Annotated in this window: 16 protein-coding genes and 1 riboswitch; of the genes, 11 read left to right on the top strand and 5 right to left on the bottom strand. The window is 41.7% G+C overall.

Annotated elements, in window-relative coordinates; all coding sequences use genetic code 11:
- Positions 1-16: 16 nt before the first annotated feature.
- Positions 17-967: a ferredoxin-like domain-containing protein gene (locus tag RZO55_RS20930; RefSeq protein ID WP_318066209.1), complete on the top strand. Its 951-nt coding sequence runs from the start codon at positions 17-19 to the stop codon at positions 965-967.
- 16 nt (positions 968-983) lie between these two features.
- Here the strand turns inward: RZO55_RS20930 and RZO55_RS20925 are convergent, their stop codons facing one another.
- Together RZO55_RS20925 and RZO55_RS20920 are read right to left on the bottom strand one after the other, a co-directional pair.
- Positions 984-2795, bottom strand: a complete 1812-nt coding sequence (locus RZO55_RS20925; RefSeq protein WP_318066208.1) for a cache domain-containing sensor histidine kinase — start codon at positions 2793-2795, stop codon at positions 984-986.
- Positions 2792-3532, bottom strand: a complete 741-nt coding sequence (locus tag RZO55_RS20920; RefSeq protein ID WP_318066207.1) for a response regulator transcription factor — start codon at positions 3530-3532, stop codon at positions 2792-2794. Before RZO55_RS20920 ends, RZO55_RS20925 begins: the two co-directional genes overlap by 4 nt.
- Positions 3533-3761: 229 nt before the next feature.
- Between RZO55_RS20920 and RZO55_RS20915 the strand changes: the two genes are divergently transcribed.
- From RZO55_RS20915 to RZO55_RS20890, 6 genes are all read left to right on the top strand, one after another.
- Positions 3762-5147: an ABC transporter substrate-binding protein gene (locus RZO55_RS20915; protein ID WP_318066206.1), complete on the top strand. Its 1386-nt coding sequence runs from the start codon at positions 3762-3764 to the stop codon at positions 5145-5147.
- Positions 5148-5233: 86 nt separating this feature from the next.
- Complete coding sequence (locus RZO55_RS20910) at positions 5234-6166, top strand: carbohydrate ABC transporter permease (protein ID WP_318066205.1); 933 nt, start codon at positions 5234-5236, stop codon at positions 6164-6166.
- On the top strand, positions 6166-7008 hold the full coding sequence (locus tag RZO55_RS20905; protein WP_318066204.1) for a carbohydrate ABC transporter permease: 843 nt from the start codon (positions 6166-6168) through the stop codon (positions 7006-7008). Before RZO55_RS20910 ends, RZO55_RS20905 begins: the two co-directional genes overlap by 1 nt.
- On the top strand, positions 7005-8852 hold the full coding sequence (locus RZO55_RS20900) for a DUF2264 domain-containing protein (RefSeq protein ID WP_318066203.1): 1848 nt from the start codon (positions 7005-7007) through the stop codon (positions 8850-8852). The genes RZO55_RS20905 and RZO55_RS20900 overlap by 4 nt, the downstream gene beginning before the upstream one ends.
- Positions 8853-8871: 19 nt before the next feature.
- Positions 8872-9999 (top strand): glycoside hydrolase family 88 protein, encoded by a 1128-nt coding sequence (locus RZO55_RS20895; RefSeq protein WP_318066202.1) that lies wholly within the window; start codon positions 8872-8874, stop codon positions 9997-9999.
- Positions 10000-10019: 20 nt separating this feature from the next.
- On the top strand, positions 10020-11144 hold the full coding sequence (locus tag RZO55_RS20890) for a glycoside hydrolase family 88/105 protein (RefSeq protein ID WP_318066201.1): 1125 nt from the start codon (positions 10020-10022) through the stop codon (positions 11142-11144).
- Between the two features lie 45 nt (positions 11145-11189).
- Here the strand turns inward: RZO55_RS20890 and RZO55_RS20885 are convergent, their stop codons facing one another.
- A complete protein-coding gene (locus RZO55_RS20885; protein WP_318066200.1) occupies positions 11190-11597 on the bottom strand; it encodes an alpha/beta hydrolase in 408 nt (135 codons plus the stop codon).
- A 299-nt stretch (positions 11598-11896) separates the two neighbouring features.
- Positions 11897-11991, top strand: a riboswitch (glycine riboswitch).
- Between the two features lie 100 nt (positions 11992-12091).
- On the opposite strand from RZO55_RS20885, the gene RZO55_RS20880 reads away from it, so the two are divergent.
- Positions 12092-13456, top strand: a complete 1365-nt coding sequence (locus tag RZO55_RS20880; RefSeq protein WP_318066199.1) for an alanine/glycine:cation symporter family protein — start codon at positions 12092-12094, stop codon at positions 13454-13456.
- Here the strand turns inward: RZO55_RS20880 and RZO55_RS20875 are convergent.
- On the bottom strand, positions 13446-14798 hold the full coding sequence (locus RZO55_RS20875; RefSeq protein ID WP_318066198.1) for a serine hydrolase domain-containing protein: 1353 nt from the start codon (positions 14796-14798) through the stop codon (positions 13446-13448). The genes RZO55_RS20880 and RZO55_RS20875 overlap by 11 nt on opposite strands.
- Positions 14791-17112 carry a helix-turn-helix domain-containing protein gene (locus tag RZO55_RS20870; protein ID WP_318066197.1) on the bottom strand — a complete coding sequence of 774 codons (2322 nt, stop codon included), beginning with the start codon at positions 17110-17112 and terminating at the stop codon, positions 14791-14793. The genes RZO55_RS20875 and RZO55_RS20870 overlap by 8 nt, the downstream gene beginning before the upstream one ends.
- A 271-nt stretch (positions 17113-17383) precedes the next feature.
- Here RZO55_RS20870 and RZO55_RS20865 point away from each other — a divergent pair, with 271 nt between their 5' ends.
- Genes RZO55_RS20865 through RZO55_RS20855 form a run of 3 tightly spaced genes read left to right on the top strand, consistent with a single transcriptional unit; the run spans position 17384 to position 20809 of the window.
- Positions 17384-18982 carry an extracellular solute-binding protein gene (locus RZO55_RS20865; RefSeq protein WP_318066196.1) on the top strand — a complete coding sequence of 533 codons (1599 nt, stop codon included), beginning with the start codon at positions 17384-17386 and terminating at the stop codon, positions 18980-18982.
- Between the two features lie 20 nt (positions 18983-19002).
- On the top strand, positions 19003-19962 hold the full coding sequence (locus RZO55_RS20860) for an ABC transporter permease (protein WP_318066195.1): 960 nt from the start codon (positions 19003-19005) through the stop codon (positions 19960-19962).
- Positions 19963-19972: 10 nt separating this feature from the next.
- On the top strand, positions 19973-20809 hold the full coding sequence (locus RZO55_RS20855) for a carbohydrate ABC transporter permease (protein WP_318066194.1): 837 nt from the start codon (positions 19973-19975) through the stop codon (positions 20807-20809).
- Positions 20810-20828: the final 19 nt, after the last annotated feature.

The raw sequence follows: 20828 nt of genomic DNA, 5'->3' as shown, positions 1-20828 counted from the left end.
CAGGAGCGGTGGAATTATGGCATGCACATTAAAACCAGATGAAATCAAGAAAGTGAAAGCACTGGGTTTTTTAAATAACAAGGGAACTGATTTATTTAACGGACGTGTAATTACTGTAAATGGCAAGATAACAGCAGATCAGACCGCTGCTATTGCAGAGGCAGCAAGAAAGTTCGGCAACGGAGACGTGGAATTCACATCCCGTTTAACGGTGGAAGTAAGAGGAATTCATTTCAATGACATTGAGTCATTTCGAAGCCGCCTGGCAGAAGCAGGACTGGAAACCGGAGGAACCGGATCTGTGGTGCGTCCGGTCGTATCCTGCAAGGGAACCACCTGTCAGTATGGACTATATGACACCTTTGATCTGTCGGAAAAGATTCATGAGCGGTTCTACAAGGGCTATCATACGGTAAAGCTGCCTCACAAATTTAAGATTGCCACAGGAGGCTGCCCCAATAACTGCGTAAAGCCCAATTTAAATGATCTTGGTATTGTCGGTCAGATGATTCCCTGTGTGGACGAAGATATGTGTAACGGCTGCAAGAAATGCCAGGTTGAAACTACATGTCCCATGAAAGCGGCAAAGCTTTCCGACGGTTTGATTGAAATCGATCAGGAGATCTGCAATAACTGCGGACGATGCATTGGAAAATGCCCCTTTGATGTGATTGAAGAGGGAACACCTGGATTTCTCGTGTACATCGGAGGAAGATGGGGGAAAAAGATTAACCACGGCAAAGCTCTTGGCAGGATTTTTAAGAGCGAAGAGGAAGTGCTGTCTGTAGTTGAGAAAACCATTCTTCTGTTCCGGGAACAGGGGCATACCGGAGAGCGGTTTGCAGATACCATTGAACGGATTGGGTTTGCGAACGTGGAAGCGCAGCTCCTCTCCGATGACATTTTAAACAGGAAGCAGGAAATCTTGGAGGCAAAGCTGCATCTGGTGGGTGGTGCCACCTGTTAGGGGGAAGGAGCTGCTGTTAATTCAGAGGAAGCAGAAAGTATACCAGAGTATATTTTCCATAGACGCTTTTTAAGTGGAGACCAGCTTTATCACCATAAGCCAGTGTCAGCCGTAGATTCGTATTGGTAAGACCAATGTGATCTGCACAATCTCCGGATGGTTTCCCAAGCCGATTGCGGATATCATGCAGCTTTTCCGGAGTAATACCAACTCCATCATCCAGAATATAGATTAAAATGGAATTTTTCAGTTTACGAATTCCTGTCCAGATGGTTCCTTTGCCTTCTTTTTCCTTAATTCCATGATAGATGGAATTTTCCACAAGAGGCTGAAGAATCATCTTTTTTATGGAGTAAATAGTGCAGGATTCATCAATGTGGTAATGAATGTTAAAACGATCGGTATAACGGCTTTTCATAATATCCAGATAGGTCTTTAGATAACTGATCTCTTCCTTTATGGTAACAGTTTCCTGTGGATCGCTTAAGGAATAGCGCATGACAGAGGAAAGGTTTGATACCATAAAACTGCAAGAATTTTCCGATGAAGTCAGCCGCACCGCCTCCCAGTAGATAATGTTTAAGGTATTATGGAGAAAATGAGGGTTGATCTGGTGCTGAAGTGCCTGCATTTTTAAAGCCTGCATACGGTAATCCCGTTCTGAAGCCTGAATCTTTAGGTATTTCTGGTCAAGAAACAGGCGGATGACATTGAGCATGATAAATTCAAAGGGGTTGTTTACATTTTCTTTTGACCGATCAAAATACTGCTGGGCTTCGTCTGGGTTGCTGAAGATGTCAATAAGCTGATTGATGTATTGATATTCCCGGTTGGTTTTATAAAAAGCCAGGAGGAAGGACAGCAAAATACCAGAGAAAGTTAACAGTAAGTAAGTACCCGAAAGATTTCTGGTGGTCTTATAAATCTCGCTGGAAGGAGTAAAGGTAAAATAGGTCAGACCATTGGTCCGAGGAGACTTTAAATATGCCGCTTTGTTGTATACGCTTCCATTTTCTAAATCGAATAAATGGACTTCTTCTTCCTGGGAGAGGATTTGATATAAGGAGTTTAGCTCATCCCGTGGAGAAGGGGCCTGACTGTTGGTATAGATAATATTCTGGTTTTCATCCACAATATAGATGTTCTGTTTTTCGTACTGCATCAGTGTCCCGAAGTACTGTTCTAACTTGGTTAAATTATATTCAAAGGCGATGAGACCCGCAGGCTTTAAGCCAGAGCGGGTGTAAAGGCGCTGATAGATCATTAAGGAATCACCAAAAGCGGAGGAATAGGGAGACTTATTTTTTTTGACCTCCAGCCACAAATCTTTATCCTGAGACTGCTTATATGTCTGCAAAAACTGTTCCTCTTCCGGAGCAGTAACGGTGTGAATGGCTCCTTTCTGGGGAAGATAGATCCGGTTGTTGTCATTTTCATAGTAGACATAAATATTTTCGATGTACTGATCCGTATAAATTAAATTTTGAAAATAAAGGGAGAGATTTTCCAGATTCTTTAAAGAATCCAGGGAAAGAGAATGTTCATTAAAGGCTCGTTTTAACTGAATGGTAACTCTTGGATTGGATGAAAAAAAAATATTGGCATTGTCTATGTGAGAATACAGCAAGTCCATGGTTTTTTCCAGCTGATTTAAGGTCTGGTAAGTACTTTTTCCGATTGCTGCCGTATTGTCCTTGGTAGACTGAACCACACTATAGGGACCGATCATCATAATGGGAATCAAAAGGAGCAGGCAGTTGGTCAAAAGGCTTTTGGTAAAAAATTTATACCGAATAGAACGTTTTTTACATAATATTTTATAAATCATCGGTTGCTCTCCATCTTTGATCGGTATTCGGTAGGAGTCATTCCGTAATACGTCCGGAATGCCCGTGTAAAATTATTGGAATTGACATATCCTACCATACTGCTGATGTGATAGATTTTAACAGACGCATCCTGTAAAAAGACAGCCGCCTGCTTCATCCTTATTTCCTGTATGTGATCGGAAAATGTCATATTTGTTTTCTGTTTGATTAACTGGCTTAAATAGGAAGGATTTAAATAAAGAGACTGGGATAAATCAGAAAGAGACCCATCCCTGTAATTTTTTGCACAGTATTCTAAGACCTTTTTCATGGTTTTATCGCTATGATCTCCTGAGAATGAAGAATCGGTCTGATATTTTTCATCAAGTTCTTCCCGGATTCGTCCAAAGATTTCTTTTAGTTCTCCAAAGCTTGAGGGCTTTAAGGCATAGTAACGCACTCCGTATTTGATTGCCTCCTGTGCATATTTAAAATCATCATGGGCGCTTAAAAAAACCACCAGAGGTTTTGATCCCTTTAAATGGGAGATGGTTTCCGTCAGCTCAATGCCATCCATAACCGGCATGCTGATGTCAGTAAACACCACATGCACGATCTTTGATTCGATTATTTCCAATGCTTCTTTTCCGTTGTCTGCCTGTCCGCACAGTTCAAATCCCAGCTCATTCCAAGGAAAACAGGTAGCCAGAATATTGCGGGAACTGACCTCATCCTCCACAACCAGTAACTGATACATAATATCCCCCTGTTCGTTTTTATCCCCAATATAGTTTCTAAACTAACAGTATAACAAAGAAGAAAATTCTTTGCAAGGAGTGGAAGGAAACTATAAAAATATGATAGTTACATAAAATAATGATAGAATTTTATGATACCAACAGCTAATGGCGGCGTGGTTTTAAATTGGCTGTTTTATGGTAAGATGAATTAGGAACATATCTTAGAGATTTAAAGGAGGAAGTATCATGAAAAGACGATGGAGTGGGGTTCTTTCACTGGCAATTGCTACGGCGCTTACGGTTTCTTTAACCGCCTGTGGTTCTTCAGCAGGTAATAGTGAAACAACCGCAAACGCAGAAAGCACCACAGCGCAGACTAAGGAAGAGACACAAGCGCAGTCAGAAACCCAGCCAACAGAGAATGGGGAACCGGTTACCTTAAGATTTGCCTGGTGGGGTGGAGATTCCAGACATGAAGCAACATTAAATGCAATTGATCTATATCAAAAGAAGCATCCCAATGTAACAATCGAAGGAGAGTATCAGGGATATGACGGATACTATGAGAAGATGATGACGACCTTATCAAGTGGTACGGCTCCGGACCTCTTCCAGTTTTCCAGAGACTGGATTGCAGATGTACAGGAGGCAAAACATTATATTGCGGACTTATCCAAGCTTCCAGTTGATTTAACAACTCTAAAAAAGGATACCATTGAAAAATCCGGAATGTACAATGGCGAACCAGTCATGTTCCCAGTTTCCGTAGGTGGTCAGGTTCTTTATGTTAATACGGAGTTTGCTTCCAGATTCGGAATTGATTTGACAAAAGATTTAACCTGGGAAGACTTAAAGGAACTTGGAACCAAAGTACATCAGCAGGATCCAGAATCCTATTTAATGACTGCAGACATCGATGTGTTAAATCGTCTGATCGTATTAGAGTACATTGCTCAGCAGACAGGAAAGAGTCTGGTAGATCAGGATACGTATGAGATGAATTTTACACAAGATCAAATGAAGGAATCTTTGCAGAATATTTTAGATCTTTATGCAACCAATACACTGGAGCCATTCGGAGAGGCTGCTGTATTCGTTGGTCAGATGGATCAGAATAACAAGTGGGTAACAGGTAAAATTGGTATGCTTTTAGACAACACAGGATCGGCTCCCAAGTATGAATCTTCCATCAGCAGCGATATTGATGTTATGAAGATACCGGTACAGGATAAGGCAGTTTCAAGCGGTGTGGATTTCTCAAGCAACATGGGATTTTGCATCAATGACAATTCCAAAGCCAAGGAAGAAGCTGCTAAGTTCTTAGACTTTTTACAAAATGATCCGGAAGCCATCGAGATTTTACAGACTACAAGAGGTTACTGTCCGACTGAAATTGCAGAAACAACCTTAGAGGATAAGGGAATGCTGGATCAGGTACAGAAAAAAGCGGTAGCTTTAAGTCAGCCAGATTCTTATACAATCAACACCATCAGCTCCAATACAGAACTGGAAACCATTCGTAAGGATGTGATTCAGGAAGTGATTTATGGAGATATGACACCTGAGGAAGGTGCAAAATCCATTGTTGATCAGTACACGGAAGTGCTTTCTACCTTGAAAGCAGAAAAATAACAGACGCTTAGGCAATTGAATCGGGGGATACTGAATTCTGTCAGCAATTTGGCTGGCCGGTATCCCTTTTTTGTTGGAGGAAATTCATGAAAAACCCAAATTCGAATCATACAGATGCCCCCTGCAGAGTAAGAAAATACCCCAAAAACTGGAAATGGGGATTGATCTTTATTGCACCGTGGATCATTGGATTTGCAGTACTTCAGGCATATCCATTGTTAATGTCCCTATACTACTCTTTTACCGATTTCTCTATTTTAAAAGCAGGTAAATGGATTGGATTAAAAAATTATAAGGACCTGTTTACCAAAGATAAATATTTCTGGAAAGCATTTTTTATCACTATAAAATATTCACTCATGTCCGTTCCCATGAAGTTAGTTATGGCGTTGGCCATTGCCATGATATTAAATATGAAACTAAAAGGAATTAACTTATTCCGGACGATTTACTACTTACCGTCAATTATGGGCGGCAGTGTGGCAATTTCTATACTGTGGAAATTTTTATTTATGAAAGAAGGTATGGTAAATCAGGCACTTTCCGCTATTGGTATTCCGTCTGTAGACTGGCTGGGAAGTCCCCAAATTGCACTCGTATCCATCAGCCTTTTAGTTGTTTGGCAGTTTGGTTCTTCCATGGTGTTGTTTTTAGCAGGACTTAAGAATGTTCCTACAGAACTGTATGAGGCAGCGTCCGTTGACGGTGCGACAAAATGGAGACAGTTTATTTCCATCACCTTACCTATGATTACACCCATCGTATTCTTTAATTTGATGATGCAGATTATTCATGCACTTCAGGAATTTACATCAGCTTTTATTATTACCAATGGAGGCCCCAATCACGGAACCTATTTACTGGGAGTCAAAATCTACGAAGATGCATTTAAGAATTTGAAAATGGGGTATGCATCTGCATCCTCATGGATCCTTTTTGTGACAATTCTTGCTGTTACACTGGTAGTATTTAAGTCCTCGGATGCCTGGGTATTTTATAATGACGGAGGAGCAGATTGATGAAAACAAAAAATAGAAACAACTTAATTGCATATATAATCTTAATCTCGATTGGTGTTTTTATGATCTATCCGTTAATTTGGCTGTTTTTTGCCTCATTTAAGGGGAATCAGGAACTGTTTGGAAAACTCACTCTGCTCCCGAAGCAGTTTTCGTTTGTCCCATATGCAAATGGCTGGAGAGGAAGCGGTCAGTTCACCTATTCCACGTTTTACTTAAATACCTTAAAGCTGGTAGTGCCTACGGTAGTGTTAACGGTATTATCAACAGGTGTGGTTGCCTATGGATTTGCAAGATTTAGTTTCCCGGGAAAGAAGCTGTTTTTCTTACTTATGATCTCGACTCTTATGCTTCCTGACTCGGTGGTTGTAATACCAAGATATGTGGCGTTTAATAAGTTTGGCTGGGTAGATACCTACATGCCGTTTTGGGCACCTGCTATTTTGGCTTGCTATCCGTTCTTTATCTTCATGCAGATCCAGTTTTTAAGAGGGATTCCAAGAGAATTAGATGAATCCGCTTATATTGACGGCTGCAATCCATTTATGGTTTTTGTAAAGGTTCTCTTTCCTTTAATGAAACCGGCGGTCTTCTCCGTTGTGATCTTCCAGACACTGTGGAGATGGAATGATTACTTTAACAACCTGGTTTATATCAGCAGTGTAAAAAATTACACCTTATCTCTGGCATTAAAGATGTCCATTGACGGTCAGGGGTCATCAACTCCCTGGAATCAGGTACTGGCGATGTCCTTTGTATCCATGATACCGCCAATTCTTCTATATTTCTTTGCACAGAAATATTTCGTGGAAGGTATTACTTCAGGAGGAGTAAAGGGATGATAAAGCCGGCAAATTTTAATACGAGAGTAGAGATGGCAAGCAGTCTCCTCTCTCTCATACGCCCATTAAAACAGCATTTGAGTTCTGGAAGAGGGTTTTTAAATCTCTCTCAGACTGGTGTCCATTACGGAAGCCGTGCAGCCAGAATGGAAGGATTTGCAAGGATACTATGGGGACTTGGTCCCCTTTTTTCCCAAAGTTCCTCCTATGAAGAAAAGAAAATCCAAAATGAAGCTGCAGAATGGAAAGCAATTGTTTTAGAAGGAATTGCAACAGGGACAGATCCGGAGCACGAAGAATACTGGGGAGATATGGCCGATTTTGACCAGAGAATCGTGGAGGCAACGGCGCTTGTCGTGATGTTTTGTTTAAATAAAGAGATGTGGCAGGAACTTCCAGAAGCGGTGAGATCCCATGTTTACCAGTGGCTCAATCAGATGAACCATTGTGAAATGCCCCGCAATAATTGGAGGTTTTTCCGGATTCTTACCAATATGACCTTCCGTCTTTTAAATCTTCCATATTCCAAAGAACGGGTAAAAGAAGACAAAGAGCTGATTGAAAATTCCTATGTGGGCGGCGGCTGGTATGTAGATGGCGGAAGCGATAAGATGGATTATTACATTGCTTTTGCGTTTCATTTCTATGGACAGATTTATGCTTCTTTTATGAAAGAACTTGATCCTGTGTGGTCCGCAACCTTAATGGAACGCCGGGAAGTGTTTTCCCGGGATTTTATCTATATGTTCAATAATGATGGAACTAGTGTTCCGTTTGGAAGAAGTCTGACTTACCGCTTTGCTCATGTCAGCTTCTTTAGTGCTTTTGCATTTCTGGGCGGGAGATCTCTGGATTATGGAGTAATAAAAAATCTGATCTGCGGAAATTTAAAAAAATGGTTTGAATTGCCTATTATGGATCATGCAGGGGTAATGACAGTGGGGTATCAATATCCCAATCTGATTATGAGTGAACATTACAATGGGTGCGGATCACCATACTGGGCCTTGAAAGCATTCCTTGTGCTGGCATTGCCGGAAGATCATGAATTCTGGAGAGCAAAACCGAAAACATTTACTTATGAAAAGCAGAAAAAACTTTCTATTCCACATATGATTATAACTCATGACCAGGATGAGACAGTGATGGCCTATGTGGCAGGTCAGCACTGTCCTGGAAATCATGGCCATGTATCTGAGAAGTATGAAAAGTTTGTATATTCCAATCGATTTGGATTCAGCATTTCAAGAGGATATGAGTTGAATGATGGTGCTTTTGATAATACCATCGCATTTTCCCATAGTGGAGAGAATCGCTATACCATGATGAATGGATGCTTATCCTATGTAACAGAGGAAGATTTTCTGCGTGTAACCTATCATCCCATAAATGGAGTAACGGCAGAAAGTATCATCGTACCTTGTTCCCCATGGCATGTAAGAATTCACAGGATCGTCTGTGAACAGGATATTGATGTTTCAGAAGGCGGATTCTGTCTGCCTGCGGAGGATGAATCCGGAAAACGGTATGAAAAGAGTCAACTGAATCAAGGGGCGGGCAGAGCAGCGGCTGTATTGCCCTGGGGAATCTCAGGAGTTGTAAGTCTGACCGGAGGTGACGGAGAGGTACTTCAGTGCTTCCCTAATACGAATCTTTTATATCCTCTTACGGTTATGCCCCTGGTGAAGCATCATCTGAAAAAAGGAAGTCATATACTGGTCAGCTGTGTATTCGGCGATATGTCAGAAGACCGGGAGCTAAGATGGAATCAGATGCCAAAAGTGAGTTGGCAGGAGGCAATCGTGACTGTGGAATGGAATGGGAAGGTCACTAAGATTGTATAGCACAGAAGGAGGAATGTTCATGAGATCGGAAGTTTTGCACTGGGCAAATGAAATCGAAACAAAGATACTTGATAAGCTTCAGCAGGTGGCAGATCGGAACGTGCATAAAATCCCTTATACTGCAACAGATGGGAGCTTTGATGATTGCTCTGGCGAAAAAATTGGATGGTGGACCAATGGCTTTTTTGCCGGTATGATGTGGTTTTTATATGACAGGAGAAAAAGCAGCCAGGCATTAAAAAATGCATTGGATATAGAAGAAAAACTGGATGCCAGTTTTCTCAACTATGATTTTCTGGATCATGATAACGGATTTAAATGGCTTCCTACGGCAGTGATTAATTATAAGATTACAGGATCAGAAGCTTCATTGAATCGGGGACTTCTTGCAGCCTCCAATCTGGCAGGAAGATATAATACCAAAGGAAAATTTATCCGGGCGTGGAATGACCGGACTGGACAGGATCACAGAGGATATGCAATCATTGACTGCATGATGAATCTTCCCCTGCTTTATTGGGCAGTTAATTGTACAGGGGATCCCCGTTTCCAGCAGATTGCAGAAAATCATGCTGATACAGTCATAAATAGTTTTATCAGGCCTGACGGGTCAGTGGCTCATATTGTAGAATTCGATCCGGTTACCGGCAGGCGGCTCAGAAGCCATAAAGGTCAGGGATATGAACATGGATCAGCCTGGACCAGAGGCCAGGGCTGGGGGATTTATGGATTTGCACTTAGTTACAGGCATACAAAAAAACAGGATTATCTGACAGCAGCATGCAGGATAGCGGATTATTATCTGGATCATATACCAGAGAATGGGCTGATCCCCATTGATTTTAACCAGCCTGACTCCTGTACATGGGAAGATTCTTCTGCCGCTGCAGTTGCTGCCTCAGGACTTTTGGAATTGTCTGGTCTGGTTCAGGCAAGTGATCGGGAACGGTATGAAGAGGCGGCTGTCAGACTTTTAGAGGTTCTTTCCAAACAACGATGCAGATGGGAAACAGAGGTGGATTATTTCCTGGATTGCTGCTCCGCTTCTTATAAAGAAGCAGTGCATGAGTATCCCATTATATACGGTGATTTTTATTTTATTGAAGCAGTTCTTAAGATCAATCAGCATGCCATTGATATATGGTAGAAGAAGACCAGGAGAAACGAATGGATAATTTGACGAAACAGGAAATCAAAATAAAATTAAATCTGGTGGTAGAAAAACTTCTTCATTTGGAAGCGGAGAAAGAAAAGACGGAAGAAGGAAGTGAGACCACCGGGTATTTTAAAAGAGATTTTGGTATTCAGGAATGGGACTGGCCGCAGGGCGTAGGCCTTTATGGTATTACAAAAATGTTGAAATCCAGGGACGACGAGCAGCGCAGGCAGTTTCTGCTTAATTGGTATCAGATGAATTTAAAAAACGGACTACCTTCAAAGAATATCAATACTACGGCTCCACTGCTGGCACTTATTGATTTAAACGAGTCATGGAAGAATCCGGAATTTGAAGCACTCACACTTAACTGGGCTAAGTGGCTGATGGAAAGCCTCCCAAGAACCAGAGAGGGAGGTTTTCAGCATGTTACCAGCGCAAACGGTGACCGTCAGGGCGTCAGACTCAATGATAACCAGATTTGGATTGATACGATTTTTATGACTGTTCTGTTTTTAAACAGAATGGGATTAAAATATGGACGGAATGACTGGATAAGTGAATCGATTTATCAGATGCTGCTTCATATGAAATATTTATGTGATAAAAAGTCCGGTTTATTTTATCATGGCTGGAACTTTAATGGCAGGCATAATTTTGGCAAAGTGTTTTGGTGCAGAGGTAACAGTTGGTTTACATTGGGAAGTCTGGAATATATTGAAATGTTCCATGGAACAATGGATGAGGGGATAAAGAAATTTATTACAGGAACCTATAAAAACCAGGTTGAGGCATTGTCCGTGCTGCAAAGTAAAAGTGGTTTATGGAATACAGTTTTAGATGATCCGGACAGCTATGAAGAAGTTTCCGGCTCGGCAGCCATAGCCGCCGGAATTATAAAAGGAATACGTATGGGAATACTGGACAGTAAATATTCAGAGTGTGCCAGGTCTGCAGTGGCTGGGATTCTTCAAAATATAGGGGAGGATGGAACGGTTTTTTCTGTATCAGGAGGAACAGGAATGGGGGAAGATAGAGAACATTATAAAAACATTCTTATTTCCTCCATGGCCTATGGGCAGGCTTTAGTGATATTAGCACTTTGTGAGGCGTTAGACATGATCGAAAGCCTGTAAAAATGGAACCGTCACAATCTTAGAAAGAGGAAGCAATTTTTTTAGCTATTTTTCCTGCCAGTGTACGCCAAGGCTTGCAGCCAGATGAGCGCCTGCAGAAAAACCGCAGATATCAATTTTATCAGGATCAATAAACAGGCGTTCGCAATTTTCTCTTAAGTATCGGACAGTCTGAGCCAGTTCTTTTAGTGCGGTGCTGGCAACGCCAGTTCGATTTCCCTCTGGATCGCCTGTTGTATATCTTAATACAACTGCGTGATATCCCATGGATAAAAACTGGAGAGCAATCGGTTCTGATTCCCGGTCAGAGGTAAACAGATACCCTCCGCCAGGCGCAATAACCATCACAGGACGTTTTTTACCAGGCAAAAGCTCTTTGGAATCCTCGATCAGATAAGCTGTAAAAAATCCGGCGGATTCATTTTCATTAAATTTATGGGTTTGGATAATCAAAATGACAACTCCTTCCATTATAAATATAGTTAATCATTGTACCAAATTTTATACACGATCACCAGTTTATAATAATTAAATTATAATGGAAAGACAGTGGTGAAGGTACAGAAGGAAAAAAAATGAAGTGTATAGAGAAAAGAAAATAAAGTATCGGCTTGACATTCTTAAGTTCCTGTGCTAATGTGATACAGTAAAAAAGTACCATATCAACAAGAGAAGTTCGTAGGAAAATGACAATTGTCTGCCGAAGGAGTAACACTCTCAGGCATCCGAGATACCGGATAAGGACTATGAATGGATGTGGCTCTGGAGAATCTCATGAATGAGTGCCGAAGGTGCAAGGCGCGGGAGACCGCGTTAATCTCTCAGGCAAAAGGACAGAGTTTAAGTTCAAACGTTAGCGGCAGTGATGCCCTTATTTGTTTGCTTTCAGAGCCAAATCATCCCGTATGGTTTGGCTTTTTTTAGTAAAAAAAAGAGAGGTCTGTCACATGGAACAATTTACACAGCTGGTTGATCAAGTCAGCGGCATTGTCTGGAACAGCATTTTACTGTATCTGCTGGTGGGAACGGGAATTTTATTTACTGTACGCACCCGGTTTGTACAGGTCAGAAAATTTGGGGAAGGATTTAAAAGGCTGTTCGGCAGCTTTAAGCTTAATGGTGAGAACGCGGGAAAAGACGGAATGTCTTCCTTTCAGGCCTTAACTACAGCAATTGCCGCTCAGGTAGGCACAGGCAATATTGCAGGCTGTGCAACAGCGCTTTATTCCGGAGGACCAGGAGCGATATTCTGGATGTGGGTGAGTGCATTTTTTGGTATGGCAACCAACTATGGAGAAGCGGTCCTGGCTCAAAAATATAAAACAGTCAATTCACAGGGAGAAGTAACGGGAGGTCCGATTTATTATATCAAAGCCCGCTTTCAGGGGACCTTTGGAAAGATTATGGCGGTCTTTTTCTCCATTGCAATTATCTTTGCACTGGGATTTACAGGCAATATGGTTCAGGCAAATTCCATTGGTCAGGCTTTTTATACTGCTTTTGGATTGGACCCGATGATGGTTGGAATAGTGATTGCAGCAGTTGCAGCATTCACCTTTATGGGAGGAGTAAAGCGAATTGCTTCACTGACAGAAAAGCTTGTTCCGGTCATGGCTGGACTTTATATTATGTTTTGTCTGATTGTGCTGGTTATGAACTACAGCGCCCTTTTGCCTGCTTTAGAATCTATTGTGGTTGGAGCGCTTCGTCCGCAGGCACTGCTTGGCGGAGCAGCAGGAATCGGAGTTCAAAAAGCCATGCGTTATGGTGTTGCGAGAGGACTTTTTTCCAATGAAGCTGGTATGGGATCCACTCCTCACGCGCATGCAATTGCTAAGGTCGAAAAGCCACAGGATCAGGGCGTGATGGCAATTATGGCTGTATTTATCGACACCTTTGTGGTTCTTAATCTCACTGCACTGGTGATCATAACCTCTGGGCAGCTGGCTCCCGGAGTGAAAGGAGCACCTCAGGGAACCGCTCTTGCCCAGGCTGCGTTCAGCCAGTCATTTGGTTCCTTAGGCAATACGTTTATAGCAATATGCCTTCTGTTTTTCGCATTTTCTACAATCATCAGCTGGTATTTTTTTGGTGAGGTAAATGTAAAGGCCCTATTTGGCGCTAAAGCAACGAAGGGCTATGCTTTAATAGTTGTGCTGTTCCTTGTTCTTGGATCATTTTTAAAGGTCCAGCTTGTCTGGAATTTATCAGATTTGTTTAACGCACTGATGGTATTTCCAAACCTGATTGCCCTTTTATCCTCCGTTGGTATTGTTGCAAAAGCAGCACGGGGAGAGGATATTATGGAGTAGCATTGCCCGATTCCTCTATTCCGGTTAAGAAACCGGAAAATTCATGGAAAAGAGTTTCTTCTATCTTTTTCATCCACACGGTTATGCCGCCTTTTGAGAGGGTGAGAAGAAGATGGATGGATCCTACATATTCGCCCACAACGGATACAGGAAGGTATAGAGTCCGTGAGTCCGCCCATAGGGCCTTTACCGCAATTCTTTGGTCATAGCCGTTTAATATGCTGACAGCAGGTTCAGAAAAGGAGAAAGGTATTTTATATGACTTACCAGGTCCAGACAGTGTAAGACACCCTTTTTCTGAATCAAAAGAAAGGGAAAGACGGTCAAATCCCTGGCGGCCAGGCAGCAGTCGGTAAGACGTGTTGTGGATAGAAGGAGCGGAAAGGATGAGGGGGTGGGCATCAGACCCGAAAAATCCCTTCATCTCATCATGGATAATATCCAGAATGTCCTGTTGTCCTCCCCGGATGTTCTGGGTATCTGCCGTAACCACGATTACCGTATCCGGTTCCGGGTAGAAAAGTACATACTGACCGCCCATGCCGTACATGGCAAAACCATCACGGATCTGCCAGATCTGATAGCCGTAGCCCTGCTTTTCATCCAGTGTCTGCCCAAAATGAACAGTGGGGACTTTAAAGGAAACAGCATCTCTTAAATAATCTGCAAAAATTCCGCTTCCATGCCGGATTGTATCCATACAGAATCTGCCAGTCTTCCATAAATCTCTGGGATAGGCCATCAGGCCGGAGCCTCCCATTTCGCTTCCAAACGGATCTTTTATGATATATGCGTCTTTGGAAAAATCCAGTTCATTCAGACATTTTTCTCTTAAATAATTAAGCACTCCTTTGCCGGTCAGCTTTTTTACCAGTGCTGCCAATGTATGGCTGGCGGAAGTATCATAAAGAAAGACTTCTCCGCTTTTATGGGTGGGCGGTACTTTAAAAAAGCTTTCCACCCAGTTTTTCTGCCTGTCAATTTTATAAGTGGTTGCTGAATGGCAGGTCTGCATCGTAAGCATATGCTGTATGGTCATGTCCATAAGCCAGGGGCTTGTTTCATCACCGCTTACGTATTCCGGAAAATATCCGGCAATGGAATCCGTAAGGGAAATCAGTCGGTCCTCAAGTAAGTAACCCACAGCAAGGGTACAGAAGCTTTTGGTGATGGAGAACATGCGGTGAAGGTCAGATTCTGTATAGGGTGTCTGATAGTTTTCTGTAAGAAGCCTGCCTCCCTGATCCGCAAGAAAGCTGTGAATGGGGAGCCCGCTTTCTTTCAGACGGAGCCAGATCTTCTCCATATGTTCTTTCGATGGTACCGGATGTTGGTTATGCATTAATCTTGTCCCTCATTTCTTTTGGCGAAACACCGTAATTCTTTTTAAATGCTCTTCGGAAGGAAGCTGCATTGTTATAGCCCAGATACTGATACAAAGTGGAGAGACTGGTGTCAGTTTCCAGAATAATTTCCTTGGCTTTTGCCATTCTCAGCCGTTCTAAATAGGTGGAGAAGTTCTCAGAAACTTCTCTCTTAAAGAGATAGCTGAAATAATTTTCCGAGATTCCGAATTCATCAGAAATTTTAGTCAGACAAAGGTCAGGATCATGGTAATTATTGATAATATAATCCTGGATTTTTATTATCAGCTCATTGCTCTCTGTATCAGTACCGCATATATCACAAAGCTCAAAAGCGATGGTTTTTAAGCTGTCTAGACTCATCTCTCCTTCAAACTGTTTGTCGATCATATCCAAAAGTCTCAGTTTCTCTTCTTCCAGACCTTCTTCCGAAACAGAGTGCCTTTTCTTAAAGACAGTTGCCCGGATATCCGATATAAGCCATTTCTGCTGTTTAAAGGAAAGGCTGCGCATGCTGGTATTTTCTTTCCGGATCAGCTTAAAAAGCTCCCGCACCTGGTCCTTGTTTCCGGTAGAGATAAAGCCGCTTAACTGAATAGATAAGCTTTCAGGGAAATAATATACGTCATTGGATTTTGCAAAATCGCTGCAGCTTAAAATATATTTTTCCGTGGTAGTAATTGATTTTGCATCCTTTGCCTGCTGATAGGATTTCCATGTATAAGATATCAGACCGTTCCGGCCGCCTAATCCGCCCCGGATCCAGATTCCATACTTTTCCAGAAGTTCCTTGTGCATGGCAAGAAAGATGTCTCTGTCTTTGTTTAACTCCTTCTCATGCTGTATTGATTTATCAGAGGCGATCAGTATGGCAAATGCCCGGTCGGATGGTTTATAGATATACCCGGTATCAGGATAATAGCGCCGGAGTGCATCTCTCACCAGCATATCGTAATTTTCAAAGCACAGCTCTAAATCCTTTGCGCAGATGTCAGATTCTTCTGACGGGGAGACTTCTGTATATAAAACATGGAATTTTATATCAGGCCGTTCCAGCCCAAGTTCCTCTATAATATACTGCATCTCTATGTTATTGGTGATGCTGCCTTCCATAATCCGTCTCATATAAGATTCGGCTACGACAGGCTTCTGCTTCTCCACAAGGAGATTTAATGAGCTTGCCAGTGATTCCTTGATGTTTAATTCATCCGACAGTTTTAACAGCCTGCGGTTACCAAAGGATGAAAAAATGACTGCCAGAATTCCTCCAAAAAAGATGGCGGCCAGAGTAACTGTGGTAAAAAAACGCTGATAGGGAGTGATGGAGTAGTAGGCCTTTTCTTCCGGCTGGATCAGGTAATAATTCCAGTCATTATAAGATGAAGTTACGGTGGTAATCAGCATCTTCTCTTCGCCATTGCCATGGGTATAATGTGCGATGTCATGGTCAAAAGTCATGGCTTTCAGAGTATCGTATTCCAGGACAGGACCAGAACCGGAAAGAAGAAACACCTGATTGCCATTTTTATCATAGGCAACCAGATATCCGTTATCATATAAATTAATACTGGAGAAATATTCCATAATCTGATCATGCTCAAATTGATAGCATATTACTGAACTGCTGTGATTGGCAGTCTGGGAGAATGGCGTCAGTGGATACATGTATAAAAAGTTTTTAGAAGAAGTACCAAGCTTTTCAAATGGAATAAATTTGTTCCAGTAAACTGGATCTACCAGTATTTTGGAAAACTGCTTCGGATCGATGGGGTACTTTGTATTATGCCAGATAAAAAAATCAAAATCCGAAAAAAGGATTGAGGAGATGGCATAACTGGATTTTTCAATATAAATAAAAGAGTTGCTGATTGGCAGCAGCAGCTCCACTGGTGTAATGGATTTTAGACTTTGCTGAGTTTTATAGCCAAGATAGTAGAACGAAGAGTCTGTTCTGTCTTTCCGGCTGATCAGGTTATTAAAGAGGCTGTTGGCCGTAATCTGCTTGACTGAAGCATTCATCACTTCAAGGGTGTTATCCAGCTGGGTAACAGAGGCAGACAGGCTGAGCCGGTTCTGCTGATAGATACCGTTCTTTACCTGACGGTAGGAAAGAGAGTACAGGATAACTCCGATCATGAGGATAATTGCCAGGATTAAAGTATAGGACAGCATAAGCTGATTTTTGTAGGATATATTTTTGTTTTGTCTGAGTGTGGGTTTGCGTTTTTTCATATGCACCGTTCCTTTTTTCATATCAAAATTATAGTATGAAATAATAGTAAAATCAATCATCTTCCCCCCTTTACATTAAGAACTGTACAGTAAACGTAAAATATGTACTCAAACAAGTCATCTGTCTCTTCCTATAGTATGATGCGCAAACAGATAGAGACCGGAGGAGATGATATAAAAATTGCATAATAAATATCCGTATGAAGTGGCTGTTTAGAGAAAAATGAACAATGATAGTAAATAATGTGCGTTGATAATGTGCGCCTGAAATGCTATGATGGCAATGCAAAAAAGGTGCGCACCACAAAATAACAATATTGGGAGGTTTGAAATGAGAGTTAAAAAAATGCTTGCAGCTGGTATGGCGGTTACCATGGCTGCATCAATGGTTTTAAGCGGCTGTTCTTCATCCGGTAAGACAGGAGCACAGGCATCGAGTGCCGGTGCAAATACAGAAAGCGGTTCTTCTGCAGGAGAGAGTAAAGCAGAAAATGAGATTAAGAAACCAGAGAAGATTACCATTATGGTAAATTCCACTGTAACGACAAAGGCGAATAACAGAGATGCTTTTGAAAAAAGGTGGGAAGAGCTTACTGGAATTGATTTAGAGATTATTCAGCCTGACCACGATGCTTATTTTGATGTTTTAGGTCAGAGCTTCGCTTCTGGTCCTGAAAACTGGCCGGATGTTATTATACTCAATGGAAGCTATTATACCGGTTATGCGGAGGAAGGCGCACTGTGGGATATGACAGAAGCATGGGAAAACTCAGAGTTAAAGGCTTCAGGCCGTGTAACAGGAGAAGATGTAATCGAAGCTACAAAGATTGATGGAAAACTCTATGGCTTCCCAGATGCAAGAAGAGGCGGATGCCTTACTTATGTAAAGAAGAAATGGCTGGACAATTGCGGTTTAGAAGTTCCGGCTACATATGATGAATATTTAAACATGCTGAAAGCATTTACAGAAGGTGACCCTGATGGAAATGGTATTAACGGAGACACCTATGGTGTTTCAGCAGCAGGTCTGATGGGAGCCAAGGGAGGAGATCCTTCTTCTAACTATCTTCCTGAATTTTATCAGGATGCACAGCCAAACTTTGCAAAAGGGGCGGATGGCGTCTGGTATGATGGATTTACAAAGGAGAATTTCAGAGGTGCTCTGGAGCGGTTAAGAGATGCTTATCAAAAGGGATATATTGATAAGGAGAGTTTAACAAACGGAACCAAAGACTGCCGCAATAAGTTCTATGAAGATAAGTTCGGCGCATTTACTTATTGGGCAGGTACCTGGGCTTCCAACTTGAAGAACAATCTGGAAGCCAATGGAAAAGATGGAGAACTGATTCCTCTTAAACCGATTAAAGAAGTAGGTACCTACGAAGAAGGAACTGCTCCGGTATGGGCAATTACATCTGCCTGTGAGAATCCTGAGGGAGTTTTCAAATATTTCATTGAATCCATGCTTGACGGCGGTGATATGCAGATGCTTTGGAGCTATGGTGTAGAAGATGTTCACTGGTCTACAAAAGCGGAGACAATTCTTGACAATACTTATAAAGAGGGTGAATTCCATACCAGAGAAAGTCTGGAACAGCCAGGAACACAGTATACAAAACAGCACCTTGATCCGACAATGGCAATTGCCAGATGGGACAATGATCCGGGAAAAGCTACAGTTAAGGAAGAAGCAAAAGTATCTCAGGAAGTCTTTAATGAAAATTGCCACCAGGCAACCATCATTCCTTCCACAGAAGTAATGGCAACTTACAATGGTGATTTAACAACATTGAAAAACTCCATTGTTGCTGATGTTGTTGTTCAGGGACTTTCCATTGATGCAGCTTACGAGCGCTTTGAGAAAGAAGGCGGAGCTGAGTGGTCCAAAATGATTGTGGACTCTTTAAATGAATTAGGATCTTCAAAATAGGTTTAGGAAGGTTATAACGTATGAATACAATAAAGAAAGAGCCTGCAGCGAAAGCTGCAGGCAGCAATAAGCGGCCTCTGCTGGTTTCGCTTCGGTATTATAAAGGTTTCTATCTCATGTTTTTACCGGTACTGGCTTTTGCAATCGTGTTTAACTATCTTCCTATGTTTGGTATCAGATATGCTTTTTATTCTTATAAGGGAATCAAGGAGCCGGTATTTATAGGCCTTGCCCATTTTCAGAAGATGATGAAAATGTCAGGGTTCTGGAATGCCTTTGGCAATACCATTACATTAAGTGTTGTTAAGCTTCTTTTAAATACATTTACGGCTGTTGCGCTTTCCCTTATGCTCAATGAGCTGAGAGGCGCAGCTTTTAAGAAGATAACTCAGACGATAGTGTATCTGCCCCACTTTATGTCATGGGTGGTTACAGCATCTGTCTTTACATTAATACTTTCTCCCACCAGCGCAGGTCTGGTAAACTCAGTACTGATAAAACTGGGGATTTTGAAAGAGGGAATTTATTTCCTGGCAGATAAATCATGGTGGCGTACGATGTTTTATGGCATAAACGTCTGGAAGGATACAGGCTGGGGAACGATTATTTTTATAGCAACTCTGTCCGGAATCAATCCGGAGCTTTATGAAGCGGCATCCATGGATGGGGCAGGCCGGTGGAATAAACTGCGTTACATCACGATGCCGGCTCTTAACAATACCATTATTACGGTGCTGATTTTAAATCTGGCAAAGGTCATGAACTTATTTGAGTCTGTATTTGTTATGCAAAACGATGCCGTAACGCAGGTATCAGATGTACTGCATACATACATTTATACGCAGACATTCAATTCCGGTGCACTTCCTGATTATGGATATACCACCGCAGTAGGGCTGACTGCTTCACTTGTAGGCTGCTTATTTGTTCTGGTCTGCAACAAGGCCAGCCACAAAGTAAGAGGAAGAGGAATTGTGTAGGAGGGAAAACATGAAAAAGAAAGCAACAGCATTTGATTATGGGCTGGTGATAATATTCGTGCTAATAAGCCTGATCATGATTATCCCCATTTATAAAGTATTCATAGATTCTTTTGATTTAAAAACGGCGTACGGTATGAAATTATTTCCGGAACAGTTTGGTTTAGCAGGATATAAATCCGTATTCACCAATCCAACCCTGTACAGACCGTTTCTGGTGTCCTGCTTTACTACAATTGTAGGAACTTTTACAGGCCTTACAATTGCAACACTTGGGGCATATGTACTGATTCAGTGGAAAATGCCGGGACGGACATTTTTTGCAAACCTGCTTCTGTTTACCATGATTTTCAGCGGTGGTATGATTCCAACGTATCTGGTAATGAAGGCAATACATATAACAAATACATTGCTGGTGGTTATCCTTATGCCGGCTATCAATGTTTATAATATCGTTCTTATGAGAAACTTCTTTGAAGGTATTCCATCCAGTTTATTTGAATCAGCGGAAATTGACGGCTGCTCTCCCATGGGGGTATTCCTTAAGATTGTACTGCCGCTGTCAAAAGCGGCTCTGACAGCAATTGGTCTGATGTACGCAGTTTCTTACTGGAATGACTATACACATTATAAACTTTATATTACAAATGATAATTTATATAATTTCCAGATGAAGTTAAGATCTGTTATAATGGGAAGTGATCTGCCTTACGCAGTTGGCGGTGCAACAGATAATACAGTTAAAAATGCAGCCGTTATTGTAGCAATTCTTCCCTTTATGATCATTTATCCATTCTGCCAGAAGTATTTTATTCAGGGTGTTAATATTGGTGCCGTAAAAGAGTAATGATCAGGCAGAAAGAGGG

The sequence above is a fragment of the Clostridium boliviensis genome, from assembly GCF_033342255.1.
Classification (GTDB): Bacteria; Bacillota; Clostridia; order Lachnospirales; family Lachnospiraceae; genus Lacrimispora; species Lacrimispora boliviensis.
The sequence above is the reverse complement of the archived record's forward strand: the minus strand, read 5'-3'. Positions and strand labels throughout refer to the sequence as shown.